Source organism: Mucilaginibacter sp. P4_D1 (genome assembly GCF_056401935.1).
Genome location: NZ_JBFUIJ010000001.1, coordinates 114,852 through 135,526, shown reverse-complemented (window position 1 = coordinate 135,526; position 20,675 = coordinate 114,852). Strand labels below are relative to the sequence as shown.

Annotated in this window: 22 protein-coding genes; 14 read left to right on the top strand and 8 right to left on the bottom strand. The window is 43.3% G+C overall.

Going from position 1 to position 20,675, the window contains the following annotated elements:
• Nucleotides 1-53: 53 nt before the first annotated feature.
• Nucleotides 54-1,583, bottom strand: coding sequence for a glycoside hydrolase family 28 protein (locus AC1DV1_RS00585; protein ID WP_477353772.1), 1,530 nt, complete (start codon nt 1,581-1,583; stop codon nt 54-56).
• 202 nt (nt 1,584-1,785) lie between these two features.
• Between AC1DV1_RS00585 and AC1DV1_RS00580 the strand changes: the two genes are divergently transcribed.
• The 10 genes from AC1DV1_RS00580 (at nt 1,786) to AC1DV1_RS00535 (ending at nt 12,190) form a co-directional block, all read left to right on the top strand.
• A complete protein-coding gene (locus AC1DV1_RS00580; RefSeq protein WP_477353770.1) occupies nt 1,786-2,790 on the top strand; it encodes a LacI family DNA-binding transcriptional regulator in 1,005 nt (334 codons plus the stop codon).
• A 313-nt stretch (nt 2,791-3,103) separates the two neighbouring features.
• Complete coding sequence (locus AC1DV1_RS00575) at nt 3,104-3,280, top strand: hypothetical protein (RefSeq protein ID WP_477353769.1); 177 nt, start codon at nt 3,104-3,106, stop codon at nt 3,278-3,280.
• A gap of 115 nt (nt 3,281-3,395) precedes the next feature.
• Entirely contained in the window at nt 3,396-4,298 is a 903-nt protein-coding gene (locus tag AC1DV1_RS00570; RefSeq protein ID WP_477353767.1) for a metallophosphoesterase family protein, read from the top strand.
• 322 nt (nt 4,299-4,620) lie between these two features.
• Nucleotides 4,621-5,475 carry an ABC transporter ATP-binding protein gene (locus AC1DV1_RS00565; protein ID WP_477353765.1) on the top strand — a complete coding sequence of 285 codons (855 nt, stop codon included), beginning with the start codon at nt 4,621-4,623 and terminating at the stop codon, nt 5,473-5,475.
• Nucleotides 5,459-6,247, top strand: a complete 789-nt coding sequence (locus AC1DV1_RS00560) for a hypothetical protein (protein ID WP_477353763.1) — start codon at nt 5,459-5,461, stop codon at nt 6,245-6,247. Before AC1DV1_RS00565 ends, AC1DV1_RS00560 begins: the two co-directional genes overlap by 17 nt.
• Nucleotides 6,248-6,253: 6 nt before the next feature.
• Entirely contained in the window at nt 6,254-6,646 is a 393-nt protein-coding gene (locus tag AC1DV1_RS00555; protein WP_477353761.1) for a GntR family transcriptional regulator, read from the top strand.
• A complete protein-coding gene (locus tag AC1DV1_RS00550; RefSeq protein WP_477353759.1) occupies nt 6,643-7,395 on the top strand; it encodes a head GIN domain-containing protein in 753 nt (250 codons plus the stop codon). The genes AC1DV1_RS00555 and AC1DV1_RS00550 overlap by 4 nt, the downstream gene beginning before the upstream one ends.
• Before the next feature lie 6 nt (nt 7,396-7,401).
• On the top strand, nt 7,402-8,289 hold the full coding sequence (locus AC1DV1_RS00545) for an ABC transporter ATP-binding protein (protein WP_477353757.1): 888 nt from the start codon (nt 7,402-7,404) through the stop codon (nt 8,287-8,289).
• Nucleotides 8,290-8,310: 21 nt separating this feature from the next.
• Nucleotides 8,311-11,943: an ABC transporter permease/M1 family aminopeptidase gene (locus AC1DV1_RS00540; protein ID WP_477353755.1), complete on the top strand. Its 3,633-nt coding sequence runs from the start codon at nt 8,311-8,313 to the stop codon at nt 11,941-11,943.
• Between the two features lie 22 nt (nt 11,944-11,965).
• A complete protein-coding gene (locus AC1DV1_RS00535) occupies nt 11,966-12,190 on the top strand; it encodes a hypothetical protein (RefSeq protein WP_477353753.1) in 225 nt (74 codons plus the stop codon).
• Between the two features lie 60 nt (nt 12,191-12,250).
• Here AC1DV1_RS00535 and AC1DV1_RS00530 read toward each other — a convergent pair whose 3' ends face one another.
• Entirely contained in the window at nt 12,251-12,505 is a 255-nt protein-coding gene (locus AC1DV1_RS00530; protein ID WP_477353751.1) for a hypothetical protein, read from the bottom strand.
• 296 nt (nt 12,506-12,801) lie between these two features.
• On the opposite strand from AC1DV1_RS00530, the gene AC1DV1_RS00525 reads away from it, so the two are divergent.
• Nucleotides 12,802-13,320 carry an RNA polymerase sigma-70 factor gene (locus AC1DV1_RS00525; RefSeq protein WP_477353750.1) on the top strand — a complete coding sequence of 173 codons (519 nt, stop codon included), beginning with the start codon at nt 12,802-12,804 and terminating at the stop codon, nt 13,318-13,320.
• A gap of 136 nt (nt 13,321-13,456) precedes the next feature.
• Nucleotides 13,457-14,266 (top strand): lysophospholipid acyltransferase family protein, encoded by an 810-nt coding sequence (locus tag AC1DV1_RS00520; RefSeq protein WP_477353748.1) that lies wholly within the window; start codon nt 13,457-13,459, stop codon nt 14,264-14,266.
• Between the two features lie 63 nt (nt 14,267-14,329).
• On the opposite strand, the gene AC1DV1_RS00515 is transcribed toward AC1DV1_RS00520, so the two are convergent.
• Both AC1DV1_RS00515 and AC1DV1_RS00510 read right to left on the bottom strand, forming a co-directional pair.
• Nucleotides 14,330-14,809: a nucleotidyltransferase gene (locus AC1DV1_RS00515; protein WP_477353746.1), complete on the bottom strand. Its 480-nt coding sequence runs from the start codon at nt 14,807-14,809 to the stop codon at nt 14,330-14,332.
• A 2-nt stretch (nt 14,810-14,811) separates the two neighbouring features.
• On the bottom strand, nt 14,812-14,976 hold the full coding sequence (locus tag AC1DV1_RS00510) for a hypothetical protein (protein WP_477353744.1): 165 nt from the start codon (nt 14,974-14,976) through the stop codon (nt 14,812-14,814).
• A gap of 186 nt (nt 14,977-15,162) precedes the next feature.
• Between AC1DV1_RS00510 and AC1DV1_RS00505 the strand changes: the two genes are divergently transcribed.
• On the top strand, nt 15,163-15,360 hold the full coding sequence (locus AC1DV1_RS00505) for a hypothetical protein (protein ID WP_477353742.1): 198 nt from the start codon (nt 15,163-15,165) through the stop codon (nt 15,358-15,360).
• Between the two features lie 110 nt (nt 15,361-15,470).
• Here the strand turns inward: AC1DV1_RS00505 and AC1DV1_RS00500 are convergent, their stop codons facing one another.
• Nucleotides 15,471-15,848, bottom strand: coding sequence for a hypothetical protein (locus AC1DV1_RS00500; RefSeq protein ID WP_477353740.1), 378 nt, complete (start codon nt 15,846-15,848; stop codon nt 15,471-15,473).
• A gap of 145 nt (nt 15,849-15,993) precedes the next feature.
• On the opposite strand from AC1DV1_RS00500, the gene AC1DV1_RS00495 reads away from it, so the two are divergent.
• Nucleotides 15,994-16,101, top strand: coding sequence for a type II toxin-antitoxin system YafQ family toxin (locus tag AC1DV1_RS00495; protein ID WP_477354372.1), 108 nt, complete (start codon nt 15,994-15,996; stop codon nt 16,099-16,101).
• Between the two features lie 7 nt (nt 16,102-16,108).
• Here AC1DV1_RS00495 and AC1DV1_RS00490 read toward each other — a convergent pair whose 3' ends face one another.
• The 3 genes from AC1DV1_RS00490 to AC1DV1_RS00480 form a co-directional block, all read right to left on the bottom strand.
• On the bottom strand, nt 16,109-17,092 hold the full coding sequence (locus tag AC1DV1_RS00490; protein ID WP_477353738.1) for a glycoside hydrolase family 43 protein: 984 nt from the start codon (nt 17,090-17,092) through the stop codon (nt 16,109-16,111).
• Between the two features lie 117 nt (nt 17,093-17,209).
• Nucleotides 17,210-18,214: a family 43 glycosylhydrolase gene (locus AC1DV1_RS00485; RefSeq protein ID WP_477353736.1), complete on the bottom strand. Its 1,005-nt coding sequence runs from the start codon at nt 18,212-18,214 to the stop codon at nt 17,210-17,212.
• Nucleotides 18,215-18,474: 260 nt separating this feature from the next.
• The gene (locus AC1DV1_RS00480; RefSeq protein ID WP_477353734.1) at nt 18,475-20,448 is read right to left on the bottom strand and encodes an alpha-L-arabinofuranosidase C-terminal domain-containing protein; all 1,974 of its coding nucleotides are present in this window, start codon (nt 20,446-20,448) and stop codon (nt 18,475-18,477) included.
• Between the last annotated feature and the right edge of the window lie 227 nt (nt 20,449-20,675).

Sequence of the window (20,675 nt, the reverse complement as noted above, 5' to 3'; positions counted from 1 at the left end):
TACATAATTGGAGGTATTTATTTACGTAAACGATTACGTACATCAACCTTTACCTATTTTGTAAGTACCTTATTTTTAGCACTTCCGGGCACCATAATATTTTGCATTAACGATTTAGTAACGCCAAAAAGCGCTATTACAGGTAACGATTTAACCTGCGGTATTTTAAGTGAGTTAAGGGTTAACCTGTCAATATCTTCAAACACACAGGCAGCCCTAAAATCATGCCCGGCGCAGCTAAGTGTTACATTTTTAAAGCTAACCCCTACCGCGTGGCGGGCATAAAAACCCCAGGCGGGCAATTCGCCAAACATCGAAAATTCAGGATAATCATGCGGGTTTTCGGGTATCTTGTTCAATGAATCTAAACTTACGAGGGCTACAGCTTTACTGGCATCGCCATGATATACTATTTTGATATTTTGCAGGGTTACGTTTTGAACAGGATGCCCCGGTAAACCGGCAATTGATGACGGGAAGGGGTTGTGTGAGCCCTTAACCTCCGGCCCTTCCATTGGGTATCCTTTATCGGGCTTACCTTTGGGCACATAAACGGTTACGTTGCTTATCCTAATACCGTTAATCCTGCTCACTGCAGTATCTTTATTGCGATGGCCAAGGCGTATAAAAATAGCATTGCCCGTGTTAATGGCGTTAATGTTACTGATGTCAATATCTTCCATCACACCGCCGTCAACGCATTCCAGGGCAATTGCCGAGCGGTAGGTATCGTAAATTTTAATATCCTTTATGGTTATTTTTTTAAAGCCCCCCCATGAAGCAGTACCAAACTTAATACCACTGGCGCTTGAACGTGTGGTACAGTTGGCTATGTATATATTTTCGCAGCAGCTATTCCGGTCGCTCGATTTCAGGCAGATGCCATCATCATCGGCATTAAAAAAGCTGTTTGTAAGCTTTACATTTTTACAATCCACCAGGTCAATACCATCATTGTTCCAGTAAGTGTTACTTACTACCTTAATGCTGTCAATAATCATATCTCTGCACTTATTGTAATCCTGTATCCACACCAGTCCATTTTGAATAGTTATACCTTTTACCCGGATGCCAATGCAATTAAAAAAGCCAATTAGTTTGGGGCGATTTGGCTCTTCGGGTTGAATTTGCCCCCAGGGATTCGTTTTTTGCCATAACGAATCCCGCAATTTCCCGGCTTTCAGCATCGCGAAAAGATCTTTCAGCAATTCGTCGCCGTTGCCGTCAATTGTTCCTTTCCCGGTGATGCCAATGTGTTGCTGATCTTTAGCAAATATTAGGGGCGATGCATGGCCTTCGCCATAATCAATCCGTTTTGCACTCCCAAGCAGTACGGCATTAGCAGCCAGGTTTAGGGTAACGTTTGATTTTAGGTTGATAACACCCGTTAAAAACTTCCCGGCCGGAACATGCACTATGCCACCGCCTTGCGCGTTCGCATTGTCAATAGCTTTCTGAATGCTTACAGTATTATTGGTAATACCATCGGCCTTCGCGCCGTAATCGGTTATGTTAAAGGTTTTTTGCTGCGCATAACCGGCAAAGGGCATCGCAAGCAAAGCCAAAAAAGAAAATATTTTCATGATAAACTATCGATAAAGAAAAATTAAGCAGGTTTATTATCCAGGCATATGCCGTACAGCCAGGATTTTGTTTTTGTATCAGGCACCTAAGTTGTTAAACTTTTAGTTTAGTTTGCGGCATTGGCATCCATTTATTTACGTAAACGTTTGCATAAACCCCATTATATTAGTAAAATTATACCGTTATAAACAGGTATCCGCAATGGGTAACATTAATTTAAAAGAACTCGCTTTAGCACTTAATTTATCAACCGCCACAGTATCAAGGGCGCTACGGGACAGTCATGAAATAAGCCCCGAAACCAAAAAGAAGGTTTTGGAACTGGCTAAACAACTAAACTATGAACCCAACCCGGCTGCCAGTAATTTAAGAAGCCATAAAACAAAAACCATTGCTGTAATTATTCCCGAAGTAACCAATAACTTTTTTTCGCAAGCCATTAATGGCATCGAAGAAATAGCACGCCGGCATGATTACCATGTTTTGATTTATCAAACGCACGAAAACAGCGATTTGGAAATGGCCTTTATGCGCCGTTTGCTAAGTGGCCGGGTTGACGGGATCCTGATTTCGGTTGCCAGTGAAACCAACAACGATCAGGATTTTAAGGATATTATTAACCAGTTACCTGTTGTTTTTTTCGACAGGGTAAATGAAGATATAGATGCCGTAAAAGTAACTACTGATGATTACGAAAGCACTTATAATGCTACCTGCCATTTAATTGAGCGTGGATGCAAGAAAATCGCCTACCTGATGGCCTTAAATAACCTATCGACAGGAAGAAAACGGTTTGCCGGATATTGTGCTGCATTAAACGATAACAGCATTATCAAAAATGATGCATTAGTTATAAACGACGCTAACAACGAAGATGAGAATTACGCGCTGATAAAAAAACTGCTGATTGATGAAAAACCCGATGGCATTATAACATCTATCGAGAACCTGGCCCTGCCTTTTTACTATGTATGCAAAGACCTTAATTTGAATATCCCCCGCGACATTAAGATAATCAGTTTTTCGAACCTCAAAACCGCACCGCTTTTAAACCCGTCACTTAGTACCATTACACAGCCTGCTTTTGAGATGGGCAAAGAAGCCGCAGGCATTCTATTTAAAATATTGAATAAGAAGTATTTTGAACCAAACGAAACACTGGTACTAAAATCAACCATCATAAAAAGAGAATCGACGGGATTTTAAAGGTGGTTAATCCGCGGTTCCGGGCAATTTTCCACACTATATTACCTTTCTGTTAAATAATACCCAAGCGGTAAAATTCCGGTTTGGGTGGTTTAACTTTGCAGTGGTTACCAGGTGAACAAAGGTATACCGCTGCGTAGGGCGCCGGACGGCGGCATATGAAAGGTTCGAGCCCTTTCCCTACATCTCGTTAAGAAATAGGTGCCGGAAATCAAAAGTTACTTTTGGGGATCGGGCATTTACGCTGTTTGCAGCGGACATTGGTGAAATTAAGCCTGCACCACTGGCTACATGCGCTTGTAAAACCTGATTTATGAACAATATAAATTATCTTGAAGTAAGTTTAGCAGTGCTTATAGCAGTCGCGCTGGTGGCTTGGCTGGTGCGCCGCAACATCAAAGATGAGAAGAAGTTTGAAAAGGATATGATCCAATCGGAGATGAAGCCCGACAAGGAAGAGCAAGATGAGCGGGGCGATCCGTTGGTTTAATATTAAGTTGAAAGTACTAAGCCTTAAGTTCTAAGTCGAATTTGCTTTTTGACTTAGAACTTAAGACTTCGGCTAAAGACTAACAGTAGCATCAGATTATATTTTACGTTTAACAATGCAAAGAAGAGCAGCATTAAAAAATATTGGCGGCCTGTTGTTGGTGCCGTCAATTGGGTTAAGCCAGGGTATCGACCCTAAAAGGCGTGCGTTAAGGGTAGCTCATATTACCGATATTCACCTGAAAGACAAGTTTGGTGCGCCTGCCAAATTTGTGAAATGCCTGCACCATGTACAGCAGCAAAAACCCGACCTTGTACTGAACGGCGGCGATATTGTTTTTGACATGAACAAGGAAAACCTGGGCACTATTAACACCCAATGGCAGCTGATGAAAGGCATCCTGAAAGCCGAAACCAGCATACCCACCCATTTTTGTCTTGGCAACCACGATATTTGGTGGAACGAGAACAATAAAGGCGAAGCCGTTTACGGCAAACAATACAGCATGGATCAGCTGCAGTTGGTCAAACCTTATAACAGCTTTATACAGGGCGGCTGGAAGTTTATTTTACTTGATAGCGTTCACCTGGATGTTGATGGTACCTGGTACATTGGCAAACTGGGCGACGAGCAGTTTGTCTGGCTTGAAAACGAACTAAAAACTACAGATGCGGCTATGCCCATACTCGTTATGTCGCATATACCTATCCTAAGCGCCACCGTGCTGATAGCCGATAACATTATTAACAAGTGGGAAATACTGGGCGGCGATATGCATACCGATAGCACCCGCATCATTAACCTGTTTGCCCAATACCCAAACGTAAAGCTATGCCTGGCCGGCCACATCCACCTACGCGACAAGGTGGTTTACAACAATGTTACCTACATTTGCAACGGCGCGGTAAGCGGTGCCTGGTGGGAAGGTAACCTGCGCCAGACCGCCCCGGGCTACGGCCTTCTCGACCTGTATAGCGATGGTACCTTTGAGGAGCAATATGTGAATTACTTGGGGTAAAGAATGATTCGATGGCTTACCCAGGCTTAATGTGCACATGCATCGTAGCCCTGGGAGGGGGTTGCCCATTCCTTCGCCTCTTCTGTTGATCTCTCCACGCACGTGTGGCAACAACGCCCGCAATGAACCGGCTCTTTAAAATTCGTTACTATTTTTCTCCCTCCTTCTTAAACAGCCTTCCGTCAACTTATTGCACTGATTGCCTGCTATATTTTGAAATATACCACCGGAAATATTATTAAAAATTATTTTTTATGAGGCTTGTATATCTCAAATTTAGTTATGTACATTTGTAGTGCACTATCTAACTATAGCACCTATTATGATAGAGATTAAAGAACTGCATTTCGGGTACCAAAAAACCAAGCCGCTTTTTAGCGGACTAAACCTTTCCCTGAGTAAAGGTCATATCTACGGCCTGCTTGGCAAAAACGGGGCCGGCAAATCAACCCTGCTCAAAAATATGATAGGCCTTATCTACCCGGCGAAGGGCAGCTGCTATTATAACAACAAAAATGTTTTCGGCAGGCCGGTTTCTGTTTTGGAAGATGTTTACTTTTTGGCCGAAGAACTTTTTGTGCCCGATATTACACCCGCCCAGTATGTTAAAAGCACCGCGGTTTTTTATCCAAAATTCAGCAAGGCCGATTTTTACCGGTACCTGGCCGCCTTGGATGTTGATATGGATGCCGTGATGGATAAGCAAAGCTACGGCCAGCAAAAAAAGGCCATGATTGCTTTCGGGCTTGCCACCAATACAGGTTTGATGATCATGGATGAGCCCACCAACGGATTAGATATTCCCTCAAAAGTACAGTTTCGTAAGCTGATAGCTTCGGTATTAACCGAAGACAGGTGTATTGTGATATCTACCCACCAGGTACGCGACCTGGATAGCCTGATTGATACCCTGCTCATTTTACATAAAGGCGATATAGTGGTTAACCAATCGATGGATGAAGTAGCCGAAAAAATAACCTTTGGCAGCTATGCCGACACCGAGGGCTTGCCTGTGCTATACGAAGAAAAAGGCCAGCGCGGCAAAAACGTCATTATGCAAAACACTACCGGCGAGTATAGCAAAGTAGATCTTGAACTGCTGTTTAATGCCATTATTACTGGCAACCACCCTGTTTTACAAACCTTAAAAGCAACAGCAAATGAACGAGATATTTAACCTGAAACGTTTTGGCCGGCTGTTTTACAAACATACAACCGAGCATTATAAAAGCTACCTGATGTCAATAACAGTACTTACCTGTGTGCTGTTGCTGGGGGGGAGCTTCCTGGTGTTTTTGATGGATGTGCGTATGGAGCTGCCGCTGCAGCTTTTACTATTGGCCTGGGTTATACTGTTCACCGGCACCATATTTACCAGCACCATATTTGCCGACCTGGGCGACGACAAAAAAGCGCTGGGTGCCTTAACCTTACCAAGTACCCATTTTGAAAAATACCTGGTGGCCTGGCTATACTCGTTCGTGGTATTTTTGGTGGTATCAATAGGCTGTTTTTACATGGTGATGCTGTTTTTATTACACGCTAAACATTTTCCGGGCCCGCCGCTTGAAATATTCAGCCTTTTTTACCGCGTGCTTGGTTTTGGCGGCAATGTGGTGTTCATCATCCTTATTTTGTACTCGTTGTTTCATTCTATCGCCTTTTTGGGGGCTATCTACTTCAAAAAACTCCATTTTGTAAAAACTGCGCTGCTGTTTTTTATCGTGATAGCTATACTCATCATCTTCAACAATATAGCTATGGCGCATATGATACACAGGGATATTATCCAGGTAGTTCCTTTTACCTCGGTAGGCTTTATGGAGAATGGGAAATACTTTGGCGTAAATGCAGAGGCCTTTGTATGGACAGGCCAGTTGGTATATATCATTATGGCATTTATTTTATGGACGGCTGCTTACTTTCGCCTCAAGGAAAAACAGGTGTAATGCATTATGGAATTTAAAGATAAGGATGCCATATACCTGCAGATAGCAGCTTATGTGAGCGAAAATATATTATTAGGCAAATGGCTGCCCGAAGAAAAGATCCCCTCCACGCGCGATCTGGCCGTTGAACTGGAGGTGAACCCCAACACGGTTATCCGGTCGTACGAGTTTTTGCAATCGCAGGAAGTGGTGATCAATAAACGCGGGCTGGGCTTGTTTGTGGCACCAGATGGGCCGCAAAAGGTGAAGGCCTATCGCAAGCAGCGTTTTATTCAGCAGCAACTGCCAGATTTTTTCAGGAATATATACCTGCTGGATATCGATATCAAAGACCTGGAGAACATGTACAAGGAATACACGGCCGGCTTAACCCAGCCTAAAGCAGACGAAAACAAATGAAAACGAGTACAAAAATATTTATAGCCGCTTTAGTGTTCCTGGTGCTATGCATCGGTGGGTACGACCTGCTGCTGAAAAAAGAATTTTTAACCGGCCGGTACAAAAACTTTTATTCGCACTTTACCCAGCTGCCATACAAGGATTTTGATGCACTGGAAATAAATGCCGCGCATAAAGCCAGTGTTGAGGTGGTACAGGGTGCCTTTGGTGTGAAGGCCGATCCAAACATTCTTGATTACGTACAGTTTACCCAAAAGGGCAGGCTGCTGCAAATGAACATCCAATACAACACCAACCGGTTTTACAATGATGAAAATTACCGCATTATCATATCTTGTCCCAGCCTTACAAGTGTAACCGCCAATGCCTTCATGATTATCAATAGGCAACGCGTTATTGATACTACAACAAACGACAACTGGAATTATGGCAAACTAATGATTAATGGCTTTAAACAGGATAGTTTAATCATAAGCCAGGATTATGGCAGCCAGGTTGTATTGGCCAATAATAACATCGGCTTGTTAAACGCTACCGTTGGGTTAAGCCCTTTCAGCGGCTCGCACATTACTATCTTAAAAAGCAACCACTTTAATGTAGCCAAACTACAAGTACTCAACAAAAGCACCCTAAACCTTAACGAAGCTAAAATAAATCAGCTGGATTATCGCCCCGGCGATAGCACCCGGCTCATCATAAACGGAGCTGCCAAAAACAGCCTGTTACCCTATATCCACCTTAAACAATAGTAACTTATGAAATTACAAATCAATTCCCTTTCAAAAACTTACGCCAACGGGGTACATGCATTAAAGGATGTATCCCTCACATTAAATAACGGTATGTTTGGTTTATTGGGTCCAAATGGCGCCGGCAAATCATCGCTGATGCGCACCATTGCAACCTTGCAGGAAGCCGATAAAGGCAGCATTTTTTTAGATGACCTGGATGTGCTTAAAAACAAAACCCAGGTAAGGCAGCTGCTTGGCTACCTGCCGCAGGAGTTTGGGGTATACCCCAAAATATCGGCCGAGCGCATGCTTGACCATATTGCACAGCTTAAGGGCATAGGCAATGCCGCCGAGCGTAAAGAACTGGTGGGCAGCCTGCTCGAAAATGTGAACTTATCTAAAGACCGCAAAAAACACCTGGGCACCTTTTCGGGCGGGATGAAACAGCGTTTTGGTATTGCCCAGGCCTTGATAGGCAACCCCAAACTCATTATTGTTGATGAACCAACCGCCGGCCTTGACCCTGCCGAGCGCAACCGCTTTTACAACCTGCTGAGCCAGCTGGGCGAGAATACCATTGTGATTTTAAGCACCCATATTGTAGAGGACGTGAGCACCCTGTGCGCCAACTTTGCTATTATTTGCCAGGGCGAAGTACTGTATGCCGGCCAGCCCGATACCGCCGTAAACGAACTGGAAGGCAAAATCTACAGCAAAGCCATCAACAAAACAGATCTTAATTTTTACAAAGATGATTTTTCGGTTATCTCTACCCAGTTAAAAACGGGGCAGCTGCACATCCGCATTATACAGGATACCGAACCGGGCAACGGCTTTATTGCCGCAACCCCTAACCTGGAGGATGTATACTTTAGCAATATTGCCACCCGCGTAGATGTAAACACCATTTAACCCGCTTAAAAACAAAATATTATGTTTCGGAAAATATTCATTTTCGAGGTGCAAAACCGCCTCAGAAGGCCCGCGGTTTATCTTTATTTTGCCGCCGCCCTTGCATTTACCATCATGACATTTGCCACCGGATCGTTACCGCTGGGCGATAAGGAGCACATCAACGCGCCTTTTGTTTTGGCATTATGGTGCGCGGGTATTACCATGTTTATGATGCTGGTAAGCTCATCAATCATGGGCGAACCGCTTTATCGGGATATTGAAAACAACACTAAAGATTATTACCTCACCTACCCTATTACCAAAGCCGGCTATTTTTGGGGCAGGTACCTGGGCAGCTTTGTGTTTATGCTTTTTATAGCCACTTCCATTATTATCGGGGCTTACATAGGCACAAAGCTTGGCCCGGCCATGGGCTGGAAAGATGCAAAAGAATATGGGCCTAATAAGCTGATCTATTACCTGCACCCGTTTTTGGTGATGGCATTGCCCAACCTGTTTTTTACCTCGTCGTTATTTTTTGGCCTGGTAGCGCTTACACGGAATGTAAAGGTGATTTATGCTGGTGGTATACTGCTGTTTTTAGGTTATTTTATTTCCGTCTTTTTCCTTCAACATACCAGTAACGCCACAGTAATTATCAATGCCGATCCTTTCGGGCTAAGTGCGGTGCGCTTTGTATCAAGCATTACCACATCAGCTGATAAAAACACGATGCTGTTCCCGGTTACCGGGGCTTTTTTGGCCAACAGGCTGATATGGACAGGCGTTGGCCTGGTTATTTTAGTATTTACCTACGTGCGGTTCAGCTTCGAAAGATTTTTTAGCGGCAAGCGCGATAAAGCGGCCATTGACGATGTGGTTTCAAAAACAAAACGGGCATTGGTATTAAAGGCCGATATTAGTTTTACCGGCTCCTACAACCGCAAAACCTTGTTTAACCTTGCACGGGTAGAACTTACCAACATCATCCGCGACAATTATTTCTGGATAATTTTGCTGGCCGGAATGGGCTTCCTGGGTTTTGTATTCTGGTTGGGGATGAATGATTATGGGGTTGCCTATTTCCCGCGCACTGTAATTTTAATGGCCATATTCAATGACGTCTTCCCCTTTTTCATCTTCTTCATCATCATATTTTACACCGGCGAAACCCTGCACCGCGATAAAATTACACGTTATGCATTCATAAACGACTCGTTGCCGCCGCCAAACTGGGTGCTTAATGGCTCAAAACTCCTCGCTTTGCTGGTGCTGGGTTTCGGCCTATCGCTGGTGCCGTTGGTAACAGGATTGGTTGTACAAACCGTAAAGGGCTTTCATCAATACAACCTGTCGTTTTTTTTAATGTATGTGTTTACGGTAATTATGCCGCGCTTCCTGGAGATGGTCATTTTTGCTTATGTGGTACACGTTGTTATCAATAATAAGTTTGTGGCGCATGGTGTTGGGGTTGCTATTTGGGTGCTGGTTTTCTTTTTAAATACTACCGGGATATTCAACTACAACCTGCTCATTTACTCGTATACCCCGTGGTACGGCATATCAGATATGGATGGCATCGGCCACATGCAGGCGCCGGTTTACTGGTTTAACCTGTACTGGCTGTTATGTGGCGGGCTGCTTATTATTATAGCCGCTTTGTTTTACTACCGGGGCGTTACCAGCTCATTTAAAGAGCGGCTGCAATTGTTGGGCCAAAGGTTTGATACCAAAACAAAGCTATTCACCGCGGTTGTGGGCATCGCTTTTTTGGCTGTAGGCGCTTATAATTACTATAACATTAGCTACCTGAACAACTTTTTAACCCAGGGCGAAAATGAAGACAGGGCCATTATTTACGAAAAAACTTTAAAAAAATACGCCGGCCTGCCATTGCCAAAGGTTACCGGGATAAAGCTGTTTGCAGATATTTATCCTGATAAGCAGCAGGAAATTGTAAAAGCCTTTGTAACCGTTTTTAACCCCACCGATAAACCAATTGAAAAACTATTGTTAGATGGCGATGAGCTTACCGGTTATAGTATAAAAATAGCCGGCAAGCCGGTGCCCTTTACCTATCCGCTGCTGTACAAACGGGGTATGTTCAATTGGTTCAGGCCCAAACAGGATACAGCCGACTTCAGGTTATACCAGTTTGAAAAGCCTTTGGCCCCTGGCGATTCGGCCGTGTTCGAGGTTAATTCATACATAGCACACGAAGGCTTCGAAAACGGCTTGTACGCCAAAAATCTGCTGCATAATGGCACGTTTTTTAACGGCGGCCTGCCCGGCATGGGGTATGATGATGACGACGAGGAAAACAGCAACTATGTGCGCAAAAAAAACGGGCTGCCCGAGAAGCACGAGGACGAAATAGCGCAAAACGACCCGGTAGGTATCAGCACACTCAAATCGGGCAAATCATCCGGCTTGCTAAACCTTGATATTACGGTAAGCACATCGGCCAATCAAAGCGCTGTTGCCCCCGGTTACCTGCAAAAACACTGGCAGCAAAATGGCCGCAACTATTACCACTACACCGGTAGTAATTTTTATGGCCCGCTGGCCATCCTATCGGCAAGGTATGCAAACCGGCATGACAGCGTACAGCTTGACCATAAGGTTAATGTTGATATTTATTACCACCCGGCGCATAATACCAATATCAACCGCATAATGGCGGCTTATAAAGATGGACTGCAATATTTTTCAAAAGCATTTGGCCCCTACCCTTTCAATGATATCCGCCTGGCCGAAACAAGTGATTTTGGTCCGCACGATGCCTCATTAAGCACGCTTGATACTTATGCCGAACGCAATTCCTGGAATGCCAATTTTGAAAACCCCAACCAGTTTGATTTTGTATATTTTAACACCGGCCGCCAGCTGGCACAGCAATGGTGGCGCTACCAGGTTGCGCCAAATGCCACAGTGGGCTCGTTGGTAATACCCGAAGGCCTTGCAAGCTATAGCGCCCTGCTGTTGGCTGAGCGAAAGTATGGCAAAGACAATATGAAATGGATATTGTATGATCAGGTGAGCTTTTACACCTTTATCAGGCACCGGATGGAAGAAAAAGAACATCCACTGATAAAGGCTAATGAATGGTTTTTATGGGGCGGCAAAGCCGGCCTGGTATTGTACACCCTAAAAGATTTGATGGGCGAAGACAACCTGAACAACGCACTGCGCGAATTTAAAAACGCCTATGCTTTTAAAAGCAAGCCGCCTTATGCCGGCAGTAATGATTTGTACCGCTACCTGCAAAAGCACGTGCCCGATTCGTTACAATATTATTTAACCGATACCTGGCAAAAAATAACGCTTTACGATAATAAACTGATCGATTTAAAATCGGCCCCTACCGGCAACAAAAATGAATACAAGGTTACCCTTACGGTAAATGCAGGTAAGGTTTGGATTGACAAAAAAGGCAATGATGTAGCCGCCAAAAACATGAACGACTATATAGATATCGGGGTGTTTGGGGCCAATACCACCAACAAAGAAGGCCGGTTGGTAACTAACCCGCTATACCTTAAACGGCACAAGCTTACCGCCGGCAAGCACATCATAACGATGATTGTAAAAGGCAAACCCGTAAACGCAGGCATCGATCCATATAATAAACTGATAGACCGTTTAATGGGCGATAATTCAAAAGATTTTTAATAAACGGCCAACTATTTACCCAGTGCACCAAAAACAACTCCTAAACCTTATCATCAAAAAGCTCATCGGCGAAGCAAGCGCTGATGAGCTTTTAGCACTTGAAAAGCTGGTAAAAGCTCATCCTGACGATGCATTTTTTATCAATACCATGACCACCTTTTTTAATACCGAAACCGAAATTGAGGAAGGGCAGAGCGAGCGGCTGTTTAAACGCATTAAGGGTAAAATAAAACCAGAACAGCGCTAAACTTATGAAAAATTGCGAGCCCCTGATTTTGTAGGGATAACCAAATTACCACATCCGGCTTTAAACCTTCCCGCTCATAAACCCGATAGACCGGGCTTCCGGCTCCTTGCCTGCAAGACCTTGTACAAAAAGCTGTCCATCCTCAATTTTAAACTGCAGGCTGCGTTCATCAACCTTAAAACCATCTGCTTTTAAAACATCTTTTATCTTTTCAACCAGTTCTTTACGATCAAACACCGGGCTCAGCTTTAGTTGATCGTTTACGGGCTCAAGCACAATGCCATCTGCCTTGTAGGAGAATATTTTTGATTCCATAGGATAAATGTCGTGATTATTAGGTGGCGGATGCTTTATTTAATGTCACGATTTTTGATTTACTTTCCTACAAACTGTGCATTTACTGATAAGCACAATTGTACCTGGTGGTTGTAGTAATTATCCCTGCACGGCTATAATTTTTTACGCGGGCAAAATTAACTGAAAACGATTTTTCCCGTATCCGGCTTAAATTGTTAAAATTGCAGTTGTGAAAACCTTACTTTTATACTGCTAAACAGGCTATTTCATAACTTCACATACTGAGAAAATTAACCGGTTTGAGTATACAGGATTTGATCAGACGTATCCAGATTAATCAAGATGAATCTGCATTTAATGAGCTTTACAGACAGCAGTTTGCAAAGTTATTTCAGTTTGCCTATTCGTTTTTAGGAGATAAGGAAGCGGCCGAAGAAATAATTAATGATGTGTTTCTTAAAGTTTGGTTAAACCGTAAAGATATGGGCAAGGTGCTCAATATCCAGGTATACCTGTATGTTACGGTAAAAAATGCCTGTTTAAATTATTTAAGGGGAACCACATCCAAACAACTCAAAGAGTTAAACATAGCCGAAGCTTACTATTTCCACCTCTCGGTTGATCCGGCCCAGCTGCTTATCAGTAAAGAGTTGCAGGCTTTCCTTTTAACCGCTGTTGATAGCTTGCCACCGCGCTGTAAGCTTATTTTTAAAATGGTTAAGCAGGATGGTTTATCTTGCAAAGAAGTGGCAACTATCCTTAATCTATCCGACAAAACGGTGTTTGCACAACTGGCCATTGCACTCAAAAAACTCGAAAGCGTTTTGCTGTAATCCAACATTGTTTTTTGGGCAATACCGGTAAGCCGCAAAAGCAACTGTTTTCTCTCAAAACGTTACCCGAATCCACATGCATAAAGCATAACAACAACCGGGGCATTCCTTTACATTGCCGGCATATATTTACCAAATGAGTTTAATCAGCAAAAGCGACGTGATAAAAGCAACCGGCACCGCTAAGCTTCCTGCCTTAGCATCGCTTTTAATGAGGCTGATGAAAATAGACGCTTTTAATAATATGATGCAACAGGCAGGTATTTTAACGGGTGTTGAATTTACCAGTTTTGCGCTTCAGTTTTTAGGCATCACCATCCAGGTTGATGACGAAGACCTGGCCAACATCCCCGCATCGGGTGCATTCATCGCCGTGGCCAATCACCCTTATGGTGCTGTTGAATCACTGGCGTTGCTTAATTTATTGGTATCGCGCAGGCCCGATACTTTGTTTATGGGTAACTTTCTGCTTAAACGGGTGCCTAACCTGGCCGATTATATTATAGCGGTTAATCCGTTCGAAAAAATCAAAGACAGCTCCAGCATCAGCGGATTAAAAAACACATTGGGACAACTACGCAATGGCACCCCCGTCGCCATTTTCCCGGCAGGCGAAGTTTCGGCATTTGACTTTAAAACGCAGCGTGTTACCGATAGGGAATGGCACCCCGTTGTTGGAAAGCTGATCGCCAAAGCCGGCGCACCTGTGTTGCCCATTTATTTTCATGGCGATAATGGTTTAGGGTTCAGTCTGCTGCGTTACATCCATCCCTCGCTCCAAACAGCCATGTTACCCGCCGAACTTTTTAACAAAAAAGGAATGGTGCTTCGGGTACGCATAGGCAAACCCATATCGCCCAGTGACTTCCATGCACAGCAAAAAAACGACGAACTATTGCCTTTACTAAGGGCTAAAACATACGGGTTAAAAGAGGAGGCTGCATAGTGTCAGTATCTTTAGCCCATTTATACAATGTGATTTGATCCTTACTTCGGCAATAAACAACCTTTAAATATAATCCCTTAATTTACGTATCTGTTCAAGCGCCAAAACATCACTTTGATCTTTCGGCCTGTTTACCTGCTTTTTGTTGATTATCAGTTGATTGATATGCAGGAATGGTATTTTTACATTTTCAATATCGGCTACAGAAGCCATTTGCAAACATTCCTCAAAACTGTATTGCTCCAAGCCCTTCATTTCGGTGATTATATCAAGCCGGAGACTGTTGTTTAGGTGAAATTCAGTCCAGCCAGGTGCAAATTGCATAGTTTCTATTGTCGGATAGTCGCCCATATTACAGGCTATGAAAGCTTTACGTAAGGCTCGCCTGTTTTCTAAATTGTCGTTAAGCCAAATATCCAGGTCACCTGTGAAACGCTGATAACCATGGAAATTTATAGCGTAGCCACCTATCAAAATATATTGCACATGGTAATCTTGCAGGGCTTTCCAGAAATTAACAATTTCCTCATCAAATACATCCACAATTATTTACTGATAAATGGTTTATGAGTTATTGAAGCTTTGCTGGCAGCTTGCTGTATTTTATATAAACGGGTAGCCATTTCAAAACGCTCTTTATAGCTTCGCTTTAAACCCTCTTTTAAAAGTTCTATTTCGGCCTGATCAAATGATTGCTTCGCTTTTTCCATGACTTAAGCCATTAAATATTATCAAATTTAAGGAAAATACAGGTAAAAATAACTAACACACATATTTAAGCATAACGACTAAAGCTAAAGTAATAGCAAAACTCATCAGGGTTATAAAAATATGACATGTTTCTATTCAAGCTGATTACAATTAAGTAAATTTGTATTAGACGCAAAAAGTTTATTATGCAAATACTTGAAATAAATGTACCTGATAATAAAACCCGTCTTGTTAAGCAATTTTTAAAGGAACTTGGAGTGACTGTTAAAGTAAAAAAACAATCTGGCACTCCAAATGCGGATACTCTTGCCGCTATGGCGGAACTTAAAGCCGGCAAAGGAAAAAAATTCAATAGTGTCGATGAACTGTTCGGTAGTATTTGATAAATAGATGTTTGAAATTGTTACCTCATCCAATTTTTTAAAAGACCTTAAATTACTTAAAAAACACTCGGTTAATGATTTACAATTATTACAAGTAGTAGAATAGTATCTCAGTTTGAACTATTTTGATTTTTCAATTGTTCGTTCATTTTTAAAATATCAGCTGAAATAACATTGATAATTTCTCTATTACTTGTAGTGAATTTAAATTGCCATTTACTACACAATCTTCCTAAAAAAATATCTTTATTTTCCCATTCAATTACAAGCCGATCTTTTTGTCGCTCAATAAAAAACCTTGTCCATCCCTGCGGTACCTGCCTTCTTAAAAGCACAGATTTTTTAGATTCGGAAATCAAACTCACCCCGTCTTCAAAATTCATTAGAAAATTAATCAATTCTTTATATTGAACTTTGATTTTTTTATTTGTAATCTTATCAAAGAAATAGAAAAATATTACAATAGTAAAAAGTATAGATCCCCACATAATTAATAAATTACGATAAACATTAAAGCGCCGATCAAAGTGGCTTAAATGTACTAATAAATTACAAGGGGTCGATTTGACAATCTCACTATCTTTTCAGTAGTTATAACCACAAAGCGCATAAGCTTAGTGGTAATTATAAGGAATACTGGAATGCCCTGTAAAACCAGATCTGCTGCTTATTTGGGATGAAGATGAACAAATAATGCTTCTTGAACTGGTGCGCACCGGCACACATTCCGATCTTTTTTAACGAACTCCTACTTAACCTTATTCACCCCCTCGCTTGTCATCACCACTCTTTTTATAGTACCATCTTTATTGTAGTACAAATAATCGATACATACCGAGCGATGGAAGCTGCCTGCATCGGGCACCAGGGCGCCATTGTGGTATATAAAATAATCTTTGCCTTTAAAGTTGATGATAGCCTGGTGATTGGTGTTGGAGTTGCCGGCAATTTCGTTGATGATGCCTTTATAAACCCAGGGGCCATTGATATTGCGGCTCATGGCGTAGGCAATTTTCTCGGGGAACTCATAGGCGTATGAAAGATAATACCAGCCATTACGTTCATGTATCCATGGCGCTTCGGTATAATGCGGCAGGGTAATGGTTTTAATTTCACCATCCAGTTCGGTCATGTTGGGTTTTAGTTTGGCGTAGTAGCAAATGCCGTTGCCCCAAAACAAGTAAGCCTGCCCGTCTTTATCAATAATAACCGATGGGTCGATATCGTCCCAGGAGTGTTTAACGGCTTTGGTCATATCGTTGGTAACCAAGGCCGTTCCGCGGGCGTCTTTAAAGGGGCCTGTTGGGCTGTCGCTTACACCTACGCCAATAGCTTTGCCGTGTATGGTGGCGTGCTCAACAGCTACATACCAGTAAAATTTGCCATTGCGCTCAATTACCTGCGATGCCCAGGCATCATCCCGCGCCCAGGTAAAATCTTTTACATTCATCGGCGAGGGGTGCTCCGTCCAGGTAACCATATCCGAAGATGAAAAACATGTCCAGTTATGCATTACGTACCCGTTATGGTTGGCTGGGGCCTCGTCGTGCCCGGTATACAGGTATACTTTGCCTTTGTATACCATCGCAGCCGGATCGGCCGTGTATTCATGGCGGATAATGGGATTACCATTTGTATGGATAACGGAATCTGATTTTACGGTTTGCGCTTGCGCCGAAGCGAGGCTGCATAGCGTTAATGATAATGCGAGCAGGTATTTTGATGTCTTCATAATGTATTACATGAACCGTCATTGCCAGGCACGAAGCAGGCCTCTACATGCTAAGCACCAGATAGTTCGGGATTGCTCGTACCTCGCAATGACGCGACTTTTATTTAGCGTTTTTTACTATTCCCCTATCACCGGCCATCCATTAACCCAGTTCATTTTTTTTAATTGCAGTTTGGATATGCCCCTGTCTGCTGCGTCGTAACCATGATAAATGATGTAATCGTCGCCGTCAAAGTGGGCAACGCCATTATGCCCTACGCCATACCAGTTACTATCGCCTTCCAATAAAATGCTGCCGCCACCTTTGTTCATGGCCAGGCCGGTTTTATCCAGGTAAGGCCCCTTTAACGTTTTTGAGCGGCCAATGATCATTTTATAAGTACTTTTAGGTCCTTTGCAGCAGTAGTCTATTGATGCAAAAAGGTAAAAGTATTTATCGTGCCTGTAAATAAACGGGCCTTCAATGGCGTTACCACCGGCATCAACCGGGTTACCATCCACAGCGGGCAGGTTTTCGCTAACCGCTTTTCTACGCGTTGCAATGGTTGGGATATTGTCTATATTTTCGTCAACGCTTAACCTGTCGTTATTAAGCTTAACCAATTTCAATCCATCCCAAAACGAGCCGAATACCAGGTAAGGCGTGCCATCTTTATCTGTAATTAAATTAGGGTCGATAGCATTCCAATTGGTTTTACCGGGGACAGATTGGATCACTTTACCATGATCAACCCATTTATAAGCCGGATCATTGGGATGTAAAGTGGTATTGGTAGCCACGCCGATAGCCGATGTGTTTTTGCCAAACGCCGATACCGAATAAAACAAGTAGTAAAGACCATTGTAATACGAGATATCCGGCGCCCAGATATGCCCCTTAAAGCCAGGGATAGCATCAACCGCCCATTGCGGCGCGCTTGCGAACACAGGCTGTTCGCGCTTCCAATGCAACTTATCTGCCGACGACCACATGGATATACCCATGCCTGTGCAAAAAATATAATACGCACTATCCTGCTTCATGATCACCGGATCGTGCACCGATATACCGGTTTTTAACTCCTGCGCATGGGCAACGATGCAGGAGGTTATCAAAAGAATGGCGATGGTTAGTTTTTTCAAAATCAATTGTTTGACCGGCGTTTTATCCACGTCATTGCGAGGCATCTTATAATGACATACTTGTAAGTAATTGGCTATCAATATCAAATCTTCGTCATTGCGAGGTACGAAGCAATCCCTTACATGCTCAGTCCCACAGAGTTCAGGATTGCTTCGTACCTCAATGACGGGAGTTTAGGACTTGGTTATTCCTTCTATACCTTACAGATTCCGTTTTCAGGCTTCTCCTGAGGATATTCGTGACATAATCATAACCGATTCTACTTATTCTTCAACCTGATTATTTTAAACGTATTAGGCTCCACATTAACATTTACCGATTTACCGCTTACCGCCATGGTACTTTGTACCGGGCTTATCGCTGTTGGGTTATCCAACGAGTTTTCGTCGCTGCCTTTTTCGCTGTGCAGCGTTATCACGTTAGCCTTTTTCTGGTAGTTTCCGCCGTCTATTTTAAAGCTCACATTTTGGGCAGTGGCGGCAGTGTTCACAAATTTGATGATCAGTTCATTGGTGTTCTTATCCAAACTGGCGGTGGCATAACAGCCATCCTGCCCTGCAACCGACTCGTTACCCAACATCAGGGGTACTACATCGGTACCTTTGTTAAGCGAGAATAACTGCTGTACATAATAGTTTGGCGTACCGTAGCTTTTCAGGTTATCAAACCAGATCAAATCTGGTGTCCACTGCCAGCCGTCTACATGAGCAAAAAGTGGTGCGTATGAAGCCATGCTAACAACATCGGCATTACGCTCGAGGCCAGTCATAAAGGCTGCTTCGGCAAGGGCGCATTCCCATGTATTTTTGTTTAGGGGGCTACCTGTTTGTACACTCTGCGCGGCATATTCGCCGGCAAATATCTTTGGCCCTTTGCGGTCGTAGTTATCATAACGGCGGGCATTGTCCCTAAACCATTTTGGCGAAGCGTAATAATGTTCGTCCAATATGTCGGCGCCCAGGCTGCGGAAAGTTTTGTTCAGCAGATCAAACTCCGGCCCTTTAGGGAACGGACCTAAGGCCGATACAATTTTTACATCGGGATATTTTTCTTTAATGGCTTTAGTAAATATTTTCCACCTGTCAATGTACTGTGGCCCCCACTGTTCGTTACCCACACCAATCAGTTTCAGGTTAAAAGGTGCCGGGTGACCAAGATCAGTACGCAGTTTGCCCCATTTGGTATTTGCATCGCCATTGGCAAATTCAATCAGGTCAAGTGCATCCTGCAAATAAGGATCAAGCTGATCCAGCGGAACCATTTCGGAAGTGTTAAACTCGCAGGCCATACCGCAATTCAGGATTGGCAGCGGCGATGCGCCAATATCTTCGGCTGTCATAAAATATTCCATAAAGCCCAAGCCAAAAGTTTGATAATAATCGGGCGCCGGGCGATGTGCGAATTCGGTATTCCAGCGGTTAATAATGTTGGTACGTTTATCAATATCGCCAATACTTTTTTTCCACTGGTAGCGGGTATTCAGCTCGCGGCCTTCTACAATACATCCGCCCGGGAAACGCAGGAAGCCAGGTTTAATATCGGCCAGCTTTTGTACCAGGTCGGCGCGTAAGCCTCCGGGCCTGTTTTTCCAGGTATGTTCAGGAAACAGCGAGATCATATCCAGGTCAATTACGCCTTTGCCCGTTAGCCAAACATAAACCTTTGCTTTTTTAGCAGTGGCCGATGCAGTAAATTTCACGCTGTAGCGGTTCCACTCCTTATCGGGAGCACTCAAATCGGCTTTGCCTATAATAGCATCGTTATCACCATGCAACTCTATATTCAGTTTTACGTTACTGTCGCCATTTTGCCTTGCCATTACCGAAAAGCTGTACGTTTCGCCCTCCTTAATGCCGGTTCCTCCGCGGAAACCTTCATTTTCCAGACCGAACGACCCGGTTTCTGAGGTTATATAAGCTTTAATAAAGTGCGGATTTTCCGGCCTTTCTGTAGCGCGGTTAATTACTTCTACCCGGCCTTCGCCGCCGTCTTTTTTGTGATCGTCCCAGGCCATCATCGGCATGTTAAACTCAAACGACCGGTTTTTTATTAATTCGGCATACACACCGCCATCAGCAGCCTGGTTAATATCTTCAAAAAAGATACCGTACATGGTTTTTTGTATGGGCGTTTTAATTTTATCGGCCTGTATGGTATAAACCCGGGGCGTTTGCGCCTGTGCCGACAAAAGCATGCCTGCACCGCAAAAAGTAAAAAAAGCTTTCCTGATCATTGTTGGTTTGTATTGGTACGCTAAAACTACAAAAAATTATTAATAAGTGTAATTTTCACAATCATTATTTTGAAGGTTTTTTCTTTTTTATCCCCTCTCGAGAGGGGCGCGCTGCGGGTTGAGCGATGGCGGGGTGTGTTGTCCTGCGTTCCCAATAAACGCTGGCTAAACACCCCCCTCCGCCCCTCTCAAGAGGAGATTCGCACATTGCCTCGCTTTTGTATTTT